The organism is Salmonella sp. SJTUF15591, from assembly GCF_043356435.1.
Lineage (GTDB): Bacteria > Pseudomonadota > Gammaproteobacteria > Enterobacterales > Enterobacteriaceae > Salmonella > Salmonella enterica.
In genome coordinates this window covers 197,630-213,109 of record NZ_JBEUJO010000008.1, presented here as the reverse complement: position 1 = coordinate 213,109, position 15,480 = coordinate 197,630, and the positions used below count along the sequence as shown (strand labels likewise).

The window sequence follows — 15,480 nt, the reverse complement described above, 5'->3', positions numbered from 1 at the left end:
CGAAGGTATCCTGCCGCTGACAGGAGTACGTATGTCCGAAGATATCTTTGATGCCATCATCGTGGGTGCAGGTCTGGCCGGTTCGGTTGCGGCGCTGGTGCTTGCTCGCGAAGGTGCACAGGTGCTGGTTATCGAGCGCGGCAATTCTGCTGGCGCGAAGAATGTCACCGGTGGGCGTTTGTATGCACATAGCCTGGAACGCATCATTCCCGGCTTTGCGGATCAGGCCCCCATTGAACGCATGATCACCCACGAAAAACTCGCCTTTATGACCGACAACGGGGCGATGACTATCGACTACTGCAATGGTGAAGATGCTTCAGCGTCGCAGGTTTCCTATTCCGTCTTACGCAGTAAATTTGACGCCTGGCTGATGGAGCAGGCCGAAGAGGCGGGGGCGCAACTGATCACCGGTATTCGCGTCGATAACGTTGTTCAGCGTGATGGCAAAGTCGTGGGCGTGGAAGCCGATGGCGATATTCTGGAAGCCAAAGTCGTGATCCTCGCTGACGGGGTGAATTCTCTGCTGGCTGAAAAGCTGGGCATGGCCAAGCGTGTTGAGGCATCGCATGTTGCTGTCGGCGTGAAGGAACTGATCGAATTGCCGAAGTCGGTCATTGAAGATCGTTTCCAGTTACAGGGCAACGAAGGTGCCGCCTGTCTGTTTGCCGGAGCGCCGACCGATGGTCTGATGGGCGGTGGCTTCCTGTATACGAATGAAACAACCCTTTCCCTGGGGCTGGTCTGTGGACTTCATCATCTGAAAGACGCGAAAAAATCGGTCCCGCAAATGCTGGAAGATTTCAAACAGCATCCGGCCGTTGCGCCGCTGATCGCCGGTGGCAAGCTGGTGGAATATGCCGCGCACGTTGTACCCGAGGCGGGAATGAATATGCAGCCTGAACTGGTGGGCGATGGCGTACTGATTGCCGGGGATGCTGCCGGCATGTGTATGAACCTCGGCTTTACCATCCGGGGTATGGATCTCGCCATATCCGCAGGCGAAGCGGCGGCGAAGACGGTGCTTTCGGCGATGAAGCGCGACGATTTTAGCAAGCAATCGCTGGGGGAATACCGTCAGCATCTGGACGAAGGTCCGATGCGCGATATGCGTATGTATCAGAAACTGCCGGCTTTTCTTGATAATCCCCGCATGTTTACCGCCTATCCCGAAATGGCGGTCAATATCGCGCGCGACCTGTTCACCGTGGATGGCTCCGCTCCGGTGCCGATGCGTAAAAAAATCCTGCGCCATGCGAAGAAAGTGGGCTTCATCAATCTGATGAAAGATGGCCTGAAAGGAGTGACCGTATTATGACATCTCCCGTTAATGTTGACGTCAAACTGGGCGTCAATAAGTTCAATGTGGATGAAGACAGTCCGCACATCATTCTCAAAACCGATCCTGATAAACAGGCGCTGGAGGTGCTGATTAAGGCCTGTCCGGCGGGACTGTATAAAAAGCAGGACGACGGCAGTGTTCGTTTTGATTACGCCGGGTGCCTGGAGTGCGGAACGTGCCGGATCCTCGGCCTTGATACGGCGCTGGAAAAATGGGAATACCCGCGCGGGACGTTTGGCGTGGAGTTCCGCTACGGCTAATAAGTACGAAGTTGTGCCCCCGTAGGCCGGATAAGATGCGGTAGCGTCACCATCCGGCAATCATGTGGCGCCAATGCCGGATGGCGGCGGAAACGCCTTATCCGGCCTACAGATGCGCTTTGCCCGTGTTGACACAGGACATCACCATGCAGCAGCCCAGGAACTTTGATGACCTTAAATTCTCCTCCATTCATCGCAGAATTATGCTGTGGGGAAGCGGCGGCCCGTTCCTTGATGGCTACGTGCTGGTGATCATTGGCGTGGCGCTGGAACAACTGACGCCGCTATTGCACCTTGATGCTGAATGGATTGGCGCGCTCGGCGCGGCTACGCTTGCCGGACTGTTTATCGGCACCTCGTTGTTTGGCTATATTTGCGATAAAGTCGGGCGGCGTAAAATGTTCCTGCTTGATATTATCGCTATCGGCGTTATCTCCGTGGCGACCATGTTTGTTTCCACGCCGCTTGAATTGCTGGTGATGCGCGTTTTAATTGGCATTGTTATCGGCGCGGATTACCCTATCGCCACTTCCATGATTACGGAGTTTTCCAACACCCGCCAGCGCGCGTTCTCCATCGGTTTTATCGCCGCGATGTGGTACGTCGGCGCGACCTGCGCCAACCTCGTGGGCTACTGGCTGTATGACATGGAAGGCGGCTGGCGCTGGATGCTTGGCAGTGCCTTTATCCCGTGCTTAATCATTTTGATTGGCCGCTTTGACCTGCCGGAATCGCCACGCTGGCTATTGCGAAAAGGACGGGTAAAAGAGTGTGAACAAATGATGATCAAACTGTTCGGCGAACCGGTCTGCTTTGACGATGAGCCGCCGCAGGAGACCCGCTTCCTGCAGCTGTTTAACCGCCGTCATTTCCCGTTTGTACTGTTCGTTGCGGCTATCTGGACCTGTCAGGTGATCCCGATGTTCGCTATCTATACCTTTGGGCCGCAGATCGTCGGGTTACTCGGCTGGGAGCAGGGGCGCAACGCGGCGCTCGGCAATGTGGTGATTAGCCTCTTTTTTATGCTGGGCTGTATACCGGCGATGTTTTGGCTAAACAGTATTGGCCGTCGCCCTCTGCTTATTGGCAGCTTCGCCATGATGACTATCGCGCTGGCGCTACTGGGGCTGGTGTCAAATCTGGGCATCATACTGGTCGTGGTGGCGTTTGCGGTATACGCCTTCTTTTCCGGCGGACCGGGCATACTGCAATGGCTTTATCCTAATGAACTCTTCCCGACGGATATTCGCGCTTCGGCCGTGGGGGTCATCATGTCATTAAGCCGCATCGGAACCATTGTCTCCACCTGGGCATTACCGATTTTCATTACTCGTTACGGTATTAATAACGTCATGCTGATTGGCGCGTTGATTTCGTTAGTCGGGCTTGGCGTATCGGTGATGTTTGCCCCGGAAACTCGCGGCTTGACGCTAACACAGACCGGAAACATGACTTTGCGCGGAACGCCATCGGATAACCCTCGTTAAGAGTGTTCTGCATTTCTCCCTGCTTTTCGCCAATAACGCTACAGTTAACAGTCACATGCTAAAACAACTGAAAAGCAGGGAGAACACCATGCAAAAACGTCTTATGACCGCACTGTTTACCGCAGCAACACTATTCACCGTCGCAGGATGCTCTTCTAACCAGGCGGTTGAAACCACGGATGGCAAAACTATTGTCACCGACGGGAAACCCGAGGTCGATAACGATACCGGTATGGTGTCTTACAAAAACGCCGCCACCGGGAAAACCGAACAGATTAACCGCGATCAGCTGAAAAATATGAGCGAGCTGGATAATTAATTCAATTTTTTCTGGTTAGCCGCTCAATAATATTCTCTCTTTATACGCATCCATTTATTCCCATGCGAATAAACGGATGCCTGAACAGGCAGGGACGCCGGAAAACGTCGAAATACGTTCGCCCGTGTTCCCGCTTTCCCCACCGCGCTGTCCGCTTACATGAGGTTACACTCATCGACATTTCTCTGAACAGCGGCTCAACATTTCCCGGAAAAAAACATATCGCAGGGCATTTATCCTTATGATTAGGTATAAATGATGAGGTATAAGGAACAGGAGTCTGTAATGAAACTGAAACTAATACCTTTTTATTTGCTCGCGCTATTTTCTGCCGCCTCCGGGGCTACGGAGATAAACGCCTGCAAAGACCTGATCGGAACATGGAAAACCACGGCAGATAACCCGCCTTATACCATGACAATATTGCCGCCAGTAGAAGGCTGCGGGGAAAAATGTGTGAAACTGAACGTACAGTATGAACTTGACGTGACTCACCGCAACGCGCTTTATTGCCATGAAGGACAAGAGGGGGTAAAAGGGCAGGGACCCATGGTGATAGCATTTGAAGGGGCGTATGGTGGACACGCTATTGGAACCTATAACCGACAGCTGCAATTACTTTGGGCTGGCGTAATACCGAAAAATAAAAAGGGGAAATGGATAACGAAAATGGAAAATTATTGGTTCAGGCAGGTAAAAGCGCACTAAATATTACCTTAAAACAGCCCGCAAAACCGTCTTATTCACGAAGGGCTTACTGCCTGCGCGCGCACATTCCAACGGCTTGCCTGCCCCGGATGAACTGTTGATAAAAAAGAGGGCCAGCATCTGTTTCCAGACGGCCCTGAGTGGATTGTGACGGAACATGGCACCTTGCTGGCGCTCTCTTATTATTTCATGCCTGTGCCCTCGTTATGGCGCAATCAGAGCTTTATTTCGTCGCATCGTTATAAACTTCGGCAACGGCTTCAAAATTCGGACCATGCTCACGTGCAGCGATAATATGATAATATTTTCCGCCTTTCGCATCGGCTAATTCTGACAGTTTTTCGCGTAGATCAGAGGGTGAGGAAATCTGCCCGCCACTCTGGGACACATTTATGGTGCCGACCTTAACCAGTTTGAAGTGGCTGATTTCTTGCTTAGAGACCTGCTCTGCCGCAAGCGTGCTGAATGAAGCAACCGTTGCCAGTAATGCGGCGGCAATAATGCGTTTTTTCATGGTTCTGTTCCTGTTGCATTGATGATAAGGTTTGCGCAATATCAGTAATCCGTAACGAAATTATTTATACCCTTCATACTTCAAGTGGCTTATGGGTTGGCTACGGATTACTCGGCCCATCCATGGGCCTCGCCCTGACGGGCCGTCGCATGCGACGTTCAAATCTGCTCCCGGCAGATTTGTCGCTCACCTCAGTCACATAATTATCTATGCTCCTGGGGACTCACTCCCTTGCCGCCTTTAAGCAACTCGAATTATTTTGGGTATATAACCTCGGTTGATTATCTGAAAATAGACTTATTTGGTGTGACCGTCTTATATCTTGTTATAGTCACCTCTTTATGTTGTTGTCAATGTAAAATAATGCGCTGCCAGTTAAAAAGAAACTTAACCCCCTGTAAATAATAGTTTTTATATTATTTCTTGTAATGACGTAAGTTTTATTGAATCACGCGGTAATACGCTAGTTTTATTCATAAGCAACATAACAGAATTGAGTTATGTTTTAATTTCACAGAGTGATATTACCGGTTGTATGTCTATGGTTGCGCGGCCTGTTACTGATAGTGTTTCTTTCGGGGCGATTTTATTGTAGCGGCATAGGGTAATCACCGTAGCTGAAGGGAAAAGGCACGAACACAGCGCTATAGAGTATGTTTAATAATGTATTTTTTTATGAAGTAATGTCTGCAGTTGTATCTCTAAAATAAAAACAATGAGCTTTTTATCTAAATAATTTTTCAGTGAATTATGCTCATTTATTAATATATTTCTAATTTGAAATACAAATCAATTTATAACACATATTCTTACCCGGAAGGCATTGATACATATCCACGCTTCCTCGTACAGTAATAAATGAATATGTGATAAAGTTACTGACTACAGGTATAATAATATGAGTAATAAAAAAAATCTGTCCGCAGAAGAGACGGATCTTACGCGTAGGAAACTGTTAACCAGCGCCGGTATTCTTGCCGCCGGCGGTATGCTATCCGGCGCGGTAAAGGCTGATGAAAAATGTGCCGTCAAGGCGAAACCGGCGTGGGATAAACCGTTTACTGGCGAAATCCCGGAAAAATTGCCAGAAGGATATAATATTCTGTTAGTCGTGACCGACCAGGAGCGTTTTTTTCCTACGTTTCCTTTCCCGGTACCCGGCAGAGAGCGGCTCATGAAAACGGGGGTGACATTCTGTAATCATCAGAATACCAGTAATGTCTGTACGCCTTCCCGCTCCGTATTGTATACCGGCTTACATATGCCCCAGACAAAGATGTTCGATAATCTGGGCTTACCCTGGATGCCTTATGACCTTGACCCCGCTCTTGGAACCACAGGCCATATGATGCGGGAACTGGGATACTATACGGCCTATAAAGGTAAGTGGCATCTTACAGAAAAACTGGAGAAGCCTTTGCCTGACGAAAAAGATGAGGATATTGATGTCGGGGATATTCCTGAACCAGAATTACATAAAATTATGGAAAAATATGGTTTTGCTGACTATCACGGCATCGGCGATATTATAGGCCATAGTAAAGGCGGCTATTTTTATGATTCAACCACCACGGCTCAGACTATAAATTGGTTAAGATGCAAGGGACAGCCCTTGAATGACCAACACAAGCCCTGGTTCCTGGCCGTTAACCTCGTTAATCCTCATGACGTCATGTTTATTGATACCGATAAAGAGGGAGAAAAGGTACAGTGGCGTGGCGAGTTGGATCAGGATGATAATACCCTGGCGCCCACGCAGCCACCGGAAAACGAACTTTATCAGGCAAGCTGGCCGAACTATCCGCTGCCGGCAAACAGGCATCAATCATTCAATGAGCAGGGAAGACCGCCGGCGCATCTTGAATACCAGACGGCGCGCGCTGCGCTGGAAGGGCAGTTTCCTGATGAAGATCGTCGTTGGCGTAAACTGCTTGACTACTATTTCAACTGTATCCGCGATTGTGATACTCACCTTGACCGGATATTAAATGAACTGGATGCCCTCAAGTTAACTGATAAAACGATTGTTGTATTTACTGCCGATCATGGCGAATTAGGCGGAAGCCATCAGATGCACGGTAAAGGCGCTTCCGTTTATAAAGAACAGATCCATGTACCGATGATTATTTCCCACCCGGCGTACCCCGGTAATAAGAAATGTCAGGCGTTGACCTGTCATCTTGATATCGCGCCGACATTAGTTGGGCTGACCGGTTTGCCGGAAGAAAAACAGCACCAGGCGTTAGGCAACCGCAAAGGCGTTAATTTTAGCGGATTGCTAAAAAACCCGGAGGGCGTTGCGGTTAATGCGGTGAGAAATGCCAGCTTATATTGCTATGGCATGATCTTGTATACCGATGCCCATTATCTCCACCGCGTTATCGCGCTACAAAGAGATAAACAAAAAACGGTGGCGCAAATCAAGCAGGAAATATCCCATCTGCATCCTGATTTTAGCCATCGTTCAGGGACGCGGATGATTAACGATGGCCGTTATAAGTTTGCGCGTTATTTCTCGCTAAGGGAGCATAATACGCCGGAAACCTGGGAGGATCTTATTAAGTACAACGATCTTGAACTTTACGATCTTAAAAATGATCCCGATGAGAACCATAACCTTGCTGCTGATAAACAGAAATATCAGGATCTCATTCTTACGATGAATGAAAAACTGAATAAAATTATCAAAGACGAAATTGGCGTGGATGACGGCAGTTTTATGCCGGATGCGGCCCATGAGCCGTGGGATCTTACTATTGAGCAGTTTAACCGCATGGCGAAAGATTAAGAGCCTGGCCCATTAGGCTATTTTATTCGCCATTTTGGGACCGGGCAGTGCTCAAAATCCTCACGTACTACGTGTACGCTCCGGTTTCTGCGCGCTGGTCGGCCCCAAACTGGCTTCAACAATTACGCCTGGTGGGCCAGGCTCTAAGTGTTTGACCCATTAGGTTAATTTATGCGTCGGCAATCTGGCATCCAGCGTGTCTGGAGGTTCAGATGCTGTTGGCGCTGCGCTTATTGGGCCTGTGTCATCATGTAATCTATTGATATTACTGTCATTACAGGCAAATTTAGCGCAGCGCCGCCCGACAAGAAGGCCTTAAACCGATTGGTCAGCGATTTAAGGCTGCTATCATCACCGACCTTTCCACACCGGATCGCGCTTTTCCGCAAACGCCTGCGGCCCTTCGAGAGCGTCTTCCGGGAGCAGGATGGCGTCAACTCCTTGCTGGCGTTAATTCAATTTTTTCTGATTAGCCGCTCAATAATATTCACTATTAGCCTGGCGAATTTGTCACTACACTTTGTGATAAAAAACAGATCATCACAGGCTAATCATGATCCTCATTATTTATGCGCATCCGTATCCGCATCATTCTCATGCGAATAAGCGGATGCTTGAACAGGCAGGGACGCTGGAAAACGTCGAAATACGTTCGCTTTATCACCTCTATCCCGATTTCAATATTGACGTTGCCGCCGAGCAGGAGGCGCTGTCACGCGCGAGTCTTATCGTCTGGCAGCATCCGATGCAGTGGTACAGCGTCCCTCCTTTACTCAAATTATGGATGGATAAAGTCCTCACCCACGGCTGGGCTTACGGTCATGGCGGTACGGCATTGCATGGTAAACATCTGCTGTGGGCGGTAACGACCGGCGGTGGTGAAAACCACTTTGCTATCGGTTCACATCCGGGATTTGACGTCCTTTCTCAGCCGCTACAGGCGACGGCGCTCTATTGCGGCCTCAAATGGCTGCCGCCGTTTGCCATGCACTGCACGTTCATTTGCGATGACGACACCTTACAGGCGCAGGCGCGTCAGTATAAACAGCGTTTACTGACATGGCAGGAGGTGAATCATGGATAGCCATACTCTACTGCAGGCGCTGATCTATCTTGGTTCGGCGGCGTTGATTGTGCCGATTGCGGTACGTTTGGGCTTAGGAGCGGTGCTGGGGTATCTGATTGCGGGGTGTATTATCGGCCCCTGGGGACTACGGCTGGTGACGGACGCCGAATCTATTCTGCATTTTGCGGAAATCGGCGTCGTGCTGATGTTGTTTGTTATTGGGCTTGAGCTGGACCCGCAACGGTTATGGAAGCTGCGCGCCTCGGTATTTGGCGGCGGCGCGTTACAGATGGTGGTCTGCGGCGGACTGATTGGTCTGTTCTGTATGTTTCTTGGCCTGCGTTGGCAGGTGGCGGAACTGATTGGCATGACGCTGGCGCTTTCGTCCACGGCTATCGCCATGCAGGCAATGAATGAGCGTAACCTGACCGTTTCACAAGTAGGACGTAGCGCATTCGCAGTGCTCTTGTTCCAGGATATCGCGGCGATCCCGCTGGTGGCGATGATCCCGCTGCTGGCCGCCAGCGGCGCATCCACCACGCTTGGCGCGTTTGCGCTATCGGCGTTGAAAGTCGCAGGCGCGTTGGCGCTGGTGGTGGTGCTGGGACGCTACGTCACGCGCCCGGCGCTGCGCTTTGTCGCGCGTTCTGGTTTGCGGGAAGTGTTCAGCGCCGTGGCGCTATTTCTGGTGTTTGGTTTCGGCCTGTTGCTGGAAGAGGTTGGGCTGTCAATGGCGATGGGCGCGTTCCTGGCGGGCGTTCTGCTGGCGAGTTCGGAATATCGTCATGCGCTGGAAAGCGATATTGAACCCTTTAAGGGGTTGCTGCTGGGGCTGTTCTTTATTGGCGTCGGCATGTCGATTGATTTCGGCACGCTGGTGGAGAATCCGCTGCGCATTCTGCTGTTGTTGGCCGGTTTTCTGGCAATCAAAATCGTCATGCTGTGGCTGGTCGCGAGGCCGCTGGGCGTACCGGCAAAACAGCGTCGCTGGTTTGCCGTCTTATTAGGCCAGGGAAGTGAGTTTGCGTTTGTGGTTTTTGGCGCGGCGCAAATGGCGGGTGTACTTGAGCCGGAATGGGCAAAAGCGCTGACGCTGGCGGTCGCGCTGTCGATGGCGGCAACGCCGATTTTTCTGGTGCTGCTGACGCGCATGGAGAAGACCGCGACGGGTGAAGCGCGCGAGGCGGATGAAATCGACGAAGAGCAGCCGCGGGTTATTGTGGCCGGGTTTGGACGATTTGGGCAGATAGCCGGGCGTTTGCTGCTGTCGAGCGGGGTGAAGATGGTGGTGCTCGATCACGATCCCGATCATATCGAAACGCTGCGTAAATTCGGCATGAAGGTTTTTTATGGCGACGCGACGCGTATGGATTTACTGGAATCTGCCGGAGCGGCGAAGGCGGAGGTATTGATTAACGCCATTGACGATCCGCAAACCAATTTGCAACTGAGTGAACTGGTGAAGTCGCATTTCCCGCATCTGCAGATTATCGCCCGCGCCCGTGATGTCGATCATTATATTCGCCTGCGCCAGGCTGGTGTGGCGATGCCCGAACGTGAAACCTTCGAAGGCGCGCTCAAAAGCGGGAGACAGGCGCTGGAAGCGCTGGGGCTGGGGCGTTATGAAGCCCGCGAGCGCGCGGATCTGTTCCGCCATTTTAATACCCGGATGGTGGAAGAGATGGCGAAAGGGGAAAACGATCCGTTATCTCGCGCCGCCGCCTATAAACGTACCAGCGCGATGTTGAGCGAAATTATTACCGAGGACCGGGAGCATCTGTCGTTGATTCAGCGCCACGGCTGGCAGGGAACGGCTGAGGGCAAACATTCCGGGGAGGCCGCTGATGAACCCGAGGTCAAACCGTCAATCTAAAGTAAAAAATGTGATGTTCTGCAAACTTTACTGCTAATTGGCTGTTTTTGAACTACTGTAATGCTGGCGCTCCACATCAAATGAGTGGCGTCGCCAGCAGAACGAAAAATTTTCGTGCTCATCCTCTTTTCGTCAGTCGACGAAAGATTGCGCTTTACGTATAGTGGCGGCAATTTTTTTTGTATCAGGAAATAATTAATGATCAGTCTGATTGCGGCGTTAGCGGTGGATCGCGTCATCGGTATGGAAAACGCCATGCCGTGGAACCTGCCTGCCGATCTCGCCTGGTTTAAACGTAACACGTTAAATAAACCTGTCGTCATGGGACGTCACACCTGGGAGTCCATCGGACGCCCCTTACCGGGACGTAAAAATATTGTTATCAGCAGCCAGCCGGGCACCGACGATCGCGTGCAGTGGGTGAAGTCTGTCGATGAGGCGATTGCCGCTTGCGGCGATGCGCCGGAAATTATGGTCATTGGCGGCGGGCGCGTGTACGAGCAGTTCCTGCCAAAGGCGCAGAAGCTTTATCTGACGCATATTGATGCGGAAGTCGAAGGCGATACCCATTTTCCGGATTATGAACCGGATGACTGGGAATCGGTATTCAGTGAGTTTCACGATGCCGACGCGCAGAATTCTCACAGCTATTGTTTCGAGATTCTGGAACGTCGTTAATACTGTAGTGCCGGATGGCGGCGAAACGCCTTATCCGGCCTACTCTTGAGCCAGATGTAGCCGGATGTAGGCCTGATAAGCGTAGCGCCATCAGGCATAAACCTATCAGGCGTTGACCGCTTCGCCTTCGCCCATATCCATCTGGCGGTTTGACGGCTGCACAAAATACTGTTTATCTTCCCAGCGTAAACAGGTCAACTCCCCGCCCCAGCAGCAGCCGGTATCCAGCGCGTAAATACCTTCTGGCGTCCCTTTCCCTTCCAGCGACGCCCAGTGCCCGAAAGCAATACTGTAAGCCTCGCTCACCGGCCCCGGAATGGCGAACCACGGCTTCAGCGGCGCCGGGGCATTTTCCGGCGACGCTTTACTGTACATATCCAGTTGACCGTTAGGAAAGCAGTAACGCATACGGGTAAAAGCATTAGTAATAAAGCGTAGCCGCGCCAGACCGCTTAACTCCGGCGACCAGTTATTCGGCATATCGCCATACATCGCGTCGAGGAAAAACGGGTACGAGTCGCTCGACAGCACCGCTTCAACATCGCGGGCGCACTCTTTTGCCGTCTGCAAATCCCACTGCGGAGTAATACCCGCATGCGCCATGACCAGCTTTTTCTCTTCATCTACCTGCAACAGCGGCTGACGGCGTAACCAATTCAACAGCTCATCGGCGTCCGGCGCTTCAAGAAGCGGGGTCAGCCGGTCTTTAGGTTTGTTGCGACTAATCCCGGCGAATACGGCCAACAGGTGTAAATCGTGATTCCCCAGCACCAAACGCACGCTATTGCCAAGTGATTTGACGTAGCGTAACACGTCCAGCGAACCGGGACCGCGGGCGACCAAATCGCCTGTCAGCCATAGAGTGTCTGTATCTGGCGTAAATTCCACTTGCTGTAATAAGGCGATCAGTTCGTCGTAGCAACCGTGAACGTCGCCGATGAGATAAGTTGCCATTGTTATAATTTTAGTGAATGAGTGTAGGGACGGCGAGTCGAAACACGGGAATGTCGATGGTAAAGGCGTCGCCATTTTCATCGATCATTTCGTAATGACCCTGCATGGTGCCCAGCGGCGTTTCAATTACCGCACCGCTGGTGTACTGATACTCTTCGCCAGGCGCAATGCGCGGCTGGACGCCAACCACACCTTCGCCCTGGACTTCAGTTTCACGGCCATGACCATTGGTAATCAGCCAGTAGCGGCCCAATAGCTGCACTGGCGCCCGGCCCAGATTGCGGATGGTTACGGTATAGGCAAAAACGTAACGTTCATCGTCAGGTGAGGATTGCGCCTCAATGTAGACGCTTTGCACCTGAATACACACTCTGGGCGAATTGATCATGTTTAACTCTCCTTCAAAGGCGCGTTTTCCGACAGATAGTTGGCCATCTGGCAGTACTGCGCGACAGAGATATTTTCCGCGCGCATTGCCGGGTCAATACCCATTTCCGTCAACGTCTCAACGCTAAAAAGATTGCCGAGACTGTTACGGATCGTTTTACGGCGCTGGTTAAAGGCCTCGGTGGTAATACGGCTCAACACGCGAATATCTTTAACCGGGTAAGGCATTGTTGCGTGTGGAACCAGACGCACCACGGCGGAGTCCACTTTGGGCGGCGGCGTGAAGGCGGATGGCGGCACTTCAAGCACCGGGATCACCTGACAGTAATATTGCGCCATCACGCTTAAACGACCATACGCTTTGCTGTTCGGCCCTGCAACCAGACGATTTACCACTTCTTTTTGCAGCATAAAGTGCATGTCGGCAATGGCATCAGTATAGCTAAAGAGATGGAACATCAGCGGGGTGGAGATATTATAGGGCAGATTGCCGAACACACGCAGCGGTTGGCCCAACTGCGCAGACAGTTCGCCAAAGTTCATGGTCATGGCGTCCTGCTGATAAATAGTCAGCTTCGGCCCTAAAAACGGATGGGTTTGCAAACGCGCCGCCAGATCGCGGTCAAGTTCAATGACCGTGAGCTTATCCAGTCGTTCGCCGACCGGCTCCGTCAGCGCCGCCAGGCCGGGGCCGATTTCAACCATCGCCTGGCCTTTTTGCGGATTAATAGCAGAAACAATACTGTCGATCACAAACCGATCGTTGAGAAAGTTTTGCCCGAAGCGTTTACGGGCTAAATGGCCCTGATGGACTCGATTATTCATTGGGTATTAACAATCATTTTGATGGCGAGATTAAGCGCCGTAATAAAACTGCCGACATCCGCTTTTCCACGACCTGCCAGTTCAAGCGCGGTGCCGTGGTCAACGGAGGTTCGAATAAAAGGTAGGCCGAGCGTAATATTCACTCCCCGACCGAATCCCTGGTATTTTAGCACGGGCAGGCCCTGATCGTGGTACATCGCCAGCACCGCGTCGGCATTATCGAGATATTTGGGCTGAAACAGCGTATCAGCAGGTAGCGGCCCGTTGAGTGTCATCCCCTGCGCCCGCAGCTCGTCGAGCACCGGAATGATGGTGTCTATCTCTTCCGTGCCCATATGACCGCCTTCGCCCGCGTGCGGATTCAGGCCACAGACAAGAATGCGCGGTTCGGCAATACCAAATTTGGTCCGCAAATCGTGATGCAAAATAGCAATCACTTCGTGCAAAAGCGCAGGGGTGATGGCGTCTGCAATCGCCCGTAGCGGCAGATGCGTAGTCGCCAGCGCCACGCGAAGTTCTTCGGTTGCCAGCATCATCACGACTTTTTTCGCCTGCGAACGCTCTTCGAAAAACTCGGTATGACCGGTAAACGGAATGCCTGCGTCGTTAATAACGCCTTTGTGCACGGGGCCTGTGATCAGCGCGGCAAATTCACCGTTCAGACAGCCATCACACGCTCGCGCCAGCGTCTCTACCACGTAGGGGCCATTTTCTACCGTCAACTGACCGGGGATGGCAGGCGCGCGCAGCGAGACCGGCAATAGGGTCAGCGTTCCCGCGGGCTGCGGCGCAGCGGGGACATCAGGCGAGTAAGGGAGAAGCGAGAGGGGCAGGCCGAGCATGGCGGCCCGCTCCGTCAGGAGCGCGCCGTCCGCACAGACGACCAGTTCAATCGGCCACGCGCGTTGCGCCAGTTGGACGACAAGATCGGGGCCAATCCCGGCGGGTTCGCCGGGAGTGATAACAACGCGTTGCGCACTGCTCATTAGTTACTCAAAATCTTAACGTAAGCGCTGGCGCGCTGTTCTTGCATCCAGGTCGCCGCTTCTTCTGAGAATTTACGGTTCATCAGCATACGATAAGCGCGATCTTTCTGCGCCGCATCGGTTTTGTCTACCTTACGCGTATCCAGCAATTCGATCAGATGCCAGCCGAAAGAGGAGTGTACCGGCGCGCTTATTTGGCCTTTATGCAGCTTCGTCAGCGCGTCGCGGAACGCCGGGTCGAAAATATCTGGCGTAGCCCAACCCAAATCACCGCCCTGGTTAGCGGAGCCCGGGTCCTGAGAGTACTCTTTCGCCGCAGCGGCAAAGGTGGTTTTACCACTCTTAATGTCAGCCGCGATTTCTTCCAGCTTCAGGCGCGCCTGCTGATCGTTCATGATAGGCGACGGCTTAAGCAGAATGTGACGAGCGTGAACTTCGGTCACGGAGATACTCTGGCTCTGACCGCGCAGGTCGTTTACTTTCAGAATGTGGAAACCGACGCCGGAGCGAATCGGGCCGACAATGTCGCCTTTCTTCGCGGTGCTCAGCGCCTGGGCGAAAATCCCCGGCAGCTCCTGGATACGGCCCCAGCCCATCTGACCACCTTTTAGCGCCTGCTGGTCGGCAGAGTAGGTAATCGCCAGTTTGCCGAAATCTGCGCCGTTACGCGCTTCTTCAACAATGCTTTCCGCCTGGCGCTGCGCGTCGTTAACCTGCTCGGAGGTTGGGTTTTCCGGCAGAGCAATCAGGATATGGCTCAGGTTCAGCTCGGTGCTGGCGTCGTTTTGGGTGCCAATCTGTTTTGCCAGCGCGTCAACTTCTTGCGGCAAAACGGTGATACGGCGACGAACCTCGTTGTTGCGCACTTCAGAGATAATCATCTCTTTACGAATCTGGTTACGGTAGGTTGAATAGTTCAGCCCATCGTAAGCCAGACGGCTGCGCATCTGATCCATCGTCATATTGTTTTGTTTGGCGATGTTGGCGATGGCCTGATCCAACTGCTCATCCGTGATCTTCACCCCCATCTTCTGACCCATCTGCAGGATAATTTGATCCATAATCAAACGTTCCAGGATCTGGTGACGCAGCGTGGCGTCGTCCGGAAGCTGCTGACCTGCCTGACCCGCGTTGAGTTTGACTGATTGCATTAAGCCATCAACGTCGCTTTCCAGCACGACGCCATTATTGACGACGGCTGCGACTTTATCGACTACCTGGGGGGCAGCGAAACTGGTATTCGCGATCATGGCGATACCGAGAAGCAGCGTTTTCCAGTTCTTCATACTTTTT

The 15,480-nt window shown here is 52.2% G+C and carries 15 protein-coding genes and 2 pseudogenes; 10 read left to right on the top strand and 7 right to left on the bottom strand.

What is annotated here, in order from left to right; all coding sequences use genetic code 11:
* The first annotated feature begins 31 nt into the window (after nt 1–31).
* The 6 genes and pseudogenes from ABVM99_RS18730 (at nt 32) to ABVM99_RS18705 (ending at nt 4,116) form a co-directional block, all read left to right on the top strand.
* The gene (locus ABVM99_RS18730; protein ID WP_001287773.1) at nt 32–1,318 is read left to right on the top strand and encodes an FAD-dependent oxidoreductase; all 1,287 of its coding nucleotides are present in this window, start codon (nt 32–34) and stop codon (nt 1,316–1,318) included.
* A complete protein-coding gene (fixX, locus tag ABVM99_RS18725) occupies nt 1,315–1,602 on the top strand; it encodes a ferredoxin-like protein FixX (RefSeq protein WP_000203736.1) in 288 nt (95 codons plus the stop codon). Before ABVM99_RS18730 ends, fixX begins: the two co-directional genes overlap by 4 nt.
* Before the next feature lie 146 nt (nt 1,603–1,748).
* Nucleotides 1,749–3,089: an MFS transporter gene (locus ABVM99_RS18720; protein WP_001187057.1), complete on the top strand. Its 1,341-nt coding sequence runs from the start codon at nt 1,749–1,751 to the stop codon at nt 3,087–3,089.
* Between the two features lie 88 nt (nt 3,090–3,177).
* Nucleotides 3,178–3,408, top strand: a complete 231-nt coding sequence (locus tag ABVM99_RS18715) for a YgdI/YgdR family lipoprotein (RefSeq protein ID WP_001172089.1) — start codon at nt 3,178–3,180, stop codon at nt 3,406–3,408.
* Nucleotides 3,409–3,439: 31 nt separating this feature from the next.
* A pseudogene (locus ABVM99_RS18710) lies at nt 3,440–3,529 on the top strand (glutathione-regulated potassium-efflux system ancillary protein KefF); the annotation flags it as partial.
* 170 nt (nt 3,530–3,699) lie between these two features.
* Nucleotides 3,700–4,116 (top strand): hypothetical protein, encoded by a 417-nt coding sequence (locus ABVM99_RS18705; RefSeq protein WP_000767274.1) that lies wholly within the window; start codon nt 3,700–3,702, stop codon nt 4,114–4,116.
* A gap of 223 nt (nt 4,117–4,339) precedes the next feature.
* On the opposite strand, the gene srfN is transcribed toward ABVM99_RS18705, so the two are convergent.
* Entirely contained in the window at nt 4,340–4,630 is a 291-nt protein-coding gene (gene srfN / locus ABVM99_RS18700) for a DUF1471 family virulence protein SrfN (protein WP_000745961.1), read from the bottom strand.
* Nucleotides 4,631–5,528: 898 nt separating this feature from the next.
* Here srfN and ABVM99_RS18695 point away from each other — a divergent pair.
* The gene (locus ABVM99_RS18695; RefSeq protein ID WP_000066315.1) at nt 5,529–7,418 is read left to right on the top strand and encodes a sulfatase-like hydrolase/transferase; all 1,890 of its coding nucleotides are present in this window, start codon (nt 5,529–5,531) and stop codon (nt 7,416–7,418) included.
* A 351-nt stretch (nt 7,419–7,769) separates the two neighbouring features.
* Here ABVM99_RS18695 and ABVM99_RS18690 read toward each other — a convergent pair.
* Nucleotides 7,770–7,850: pseudogene (locus ABVM99_RS18690) on the bottom strand (hypothetical protein); the annotation flags it as partial.
* Between the two features lie 121 nt (nt 7,851–7,971).
* On the opposite strand from ABVM99_RS18690, the gene kefF reads away from it, so the two are divergent.
* From kefF to folA, 3 genes are all read left to right on the top strand, one after another.
* Nucleotides 7,972–8,502, top strand: a complete 531-nt coding sequence (gene kefF, locus ABVM99_RS18685) for a glutathione-regulated potassium-efflux system oxidoreductase KefF (RefSeq protein WP_000600707.1) — start codon at nt 7,972–7,974, stop codon at nt 8,500–8,502.
* A complete protein-coding gene (gene kefC / locus ABVM99_RS18680) occupies nt 8,495–10,357 on the top strand; it encodes a glutathione-regulated potassium-efflux system protein KefC (protein ID WP_052938227.1) in 1,863 nt (620 codons plus the stop codon). The genes kefF and kefC overlap by 8 nt, the downstream gene beginning before the upstream one ends.
* Nucleotides 10,358–10,555: 198 nt before the next feature.
* Nucleotides 10,556–11,035 (top strand): type 3 dihydrofolate reductase, encoded by a 480-nt coding sequence (folA, locus tag ABVM99_RS18675; protein ID WP_000624379.1) that lies wholly within the window; start codon nt 10,556–10,558, stop codon nt 11,033–11,035.
* A 105-nt stretch (nt 11,036–11,140) separates the two neighbouring features.
* Here folA and apaH read toward each other — a convergent pair whose 3' ends face one another.
* The 5 genes from apaH to surA are packed head-to-tail and all read right to left on the bottom strand — an operon-like array spanning nt 11,141 to nt 15,473.
* The gene (gene apaH / locus ABVM99_RS18670; RefSeq protein ID WP_000257211.1) at nt 11,141–11,989 is read right to left on the bottom strand and encodes a bis(5'-nucleosyl)-tetraphosphatase (symmetrical) ApaH; all 849 of its coding nucleotides are present in this window, start codon (nt 11,987–11,989) and stop codon (nt 11,141–11,143) included.
* Nucleotides 11,990–11,999: 10 nt separating this feature from the next.
* Nucleotides 12,000–12,377: a Co2+/Mg2+ efflux protein ApaG gene (apaG, locus tag ABVM99_RS18665; RefSeq protein ID WP_000610894.1), complete on the bottom strand. Its 378-nt coding sequence runs from the start codon at nt 12,375–12,377 to the stop codon at nt 12,000–12,002.
* 2 nt (nt 12,378–12,379) lie between these two features.
* Nucleotides 12,380–13,201 (bottom strand): 16S rRNA (adenine(1518)-N(6)/adenine(1519)-N(6))-dimethyltransferase RsmA, encoded by an 822-nt coding sequence (gene rsmA, locus ABVM99_RS18660; protein WP_001065397.1) that lies wholly within the window; start codon nt 13,199–13,201, stop codon nt 12,380–12,382.
* Nucleotides 13,198–14,187, bottom strand: coding sequence for a 4-hydroxythreonine-4-phosphate dehydrogenase PdxA (gene pdxA / locus ABVM99_RS18655; RefSeq protein ID WP_000093005.1), 990 nt, complete (start codon nt 14,185–14,187; stop codon nt 13,198–13,200). The genes rsmA and pdxA overlap by 4 nt, the downstream gene beginning before the upstream one ends.
* Nucleotides 14,187–15,473, bottom strand: coding sequence for a peptidylprolyl isomerase SurA (gene surA / locus ABVM99_RS18650; protein WP_000800482.1), 1,287 nt, complete (start codon nt 15,471–15,473; stop codon nt 14,187–14,189). The genes pdxA and surA overlap by 1 nt, the downstream gene beginning before the upstream one ends.
* Between the last annotated feature and the right edge of the window lie 7 nt (nt 15,474–15,480).

What these genes read in the sequence shown, in the direction of transcription:
- ABVM99_RS18730 (WP_001287773.1), top strand. Translation starts at nt 32, where the DNA reads ATGTCCGAAGATATCTTTGATGCCATCATCGTGGGTGCAGGTCTGGCC.
- fixX (WP_000203736.1), top strand. Translation starts at nt 1,315, where the DNA reads ATGACATCTCCCGTTAATGTTGACGTCAAACTGGGCGTCAATAAGTTC.
- srfN (WP_000745961.1), bottom strand. Translation starts at nt 4,630, where the DNA reads ATGAAAAAACGCATTATTGCCGCCGCATTACTGGCAACGGTTGCTTCA.
- ABVM99_RS18695 (WP_000066315.1), top strand. Translation starts at nt 5,529, where the DNA reads ATGAGTAATAAAAAAAATCTGTCCGCAGAAGAGACGGATCTTACGCGT.
- kefC (WP_052938227.1), top strand. Translation starts at nt 8,495, where the DNA reads ATGGATAGCCATACTCTACTGCAGGCGCTGATCTATCTTGGTTCGGCG.
- kefF (WP_000600707.1), top strand. Translation starts at nt 7,972, where the DNA reads ATGATCCTCATTATTTATGCGCATCCGTATCCGCATCATTCTCATGCG.
- pdxA (WP_000093005.1), bottom strand. Translation starts at nt 14,187, where the DNA reads ATGAGCAGTGCGCAACGCGTTGTTATCACTCCCGGCGAACCCGCCGGG.
- apaH (WP_000257211.1), bottom strand. Translation starts at nt 11,989, where the DNA reads ATGGCAACTTATCTCATCGGCGACGTTCACGGTTGCTACGACGAACTG.
- ABVM99_RS18715 (WP_001172089.1), top strand. Translation starts at nt 3,178, where the DNA reads ATGCAAAAACGTCTTATGACCGCACTGTTTACCGCAGCAACACTATTC.
- ABVM99_RS18720 (WP_001187057.1), top strand. Translation starts at nt 1,749, where the DNA reads ATGCAGCAGCCCAGGAACTTTGATGACCTTAAATTCTCCTCCATTCAT.
- rsmA (WP_001065397.1), bottom strand. Translation starts at nt 13,201, where the DNA reads ATGAATAATCGAGTCCATCAGGGCCATTTAGCCCGTAAACGCTTCGGG.
- surA (WP_000800482.1), bottom strand. Translation starts at nt 15,473, where the DNA reads ATGAAGAACTGGAAAACGCTGCTTCTCGGTATCGCCATGATCGCGAAT.
- apaG (WP_000610894.1), bottom strand. Translation starts at nt 12,377, where the DNA reads ATGATCAATTCGCCCAGAGTGTGTATTCAGGTGCAAAGCGTCTACATT.
- folA (WP_000624379.1), top strand. Translation starts at nt 10,556, where the DNA reads ATGATCAGTCTGATTGCGGCGTTAGCGGTGGATCGCGTCATCGGTATG.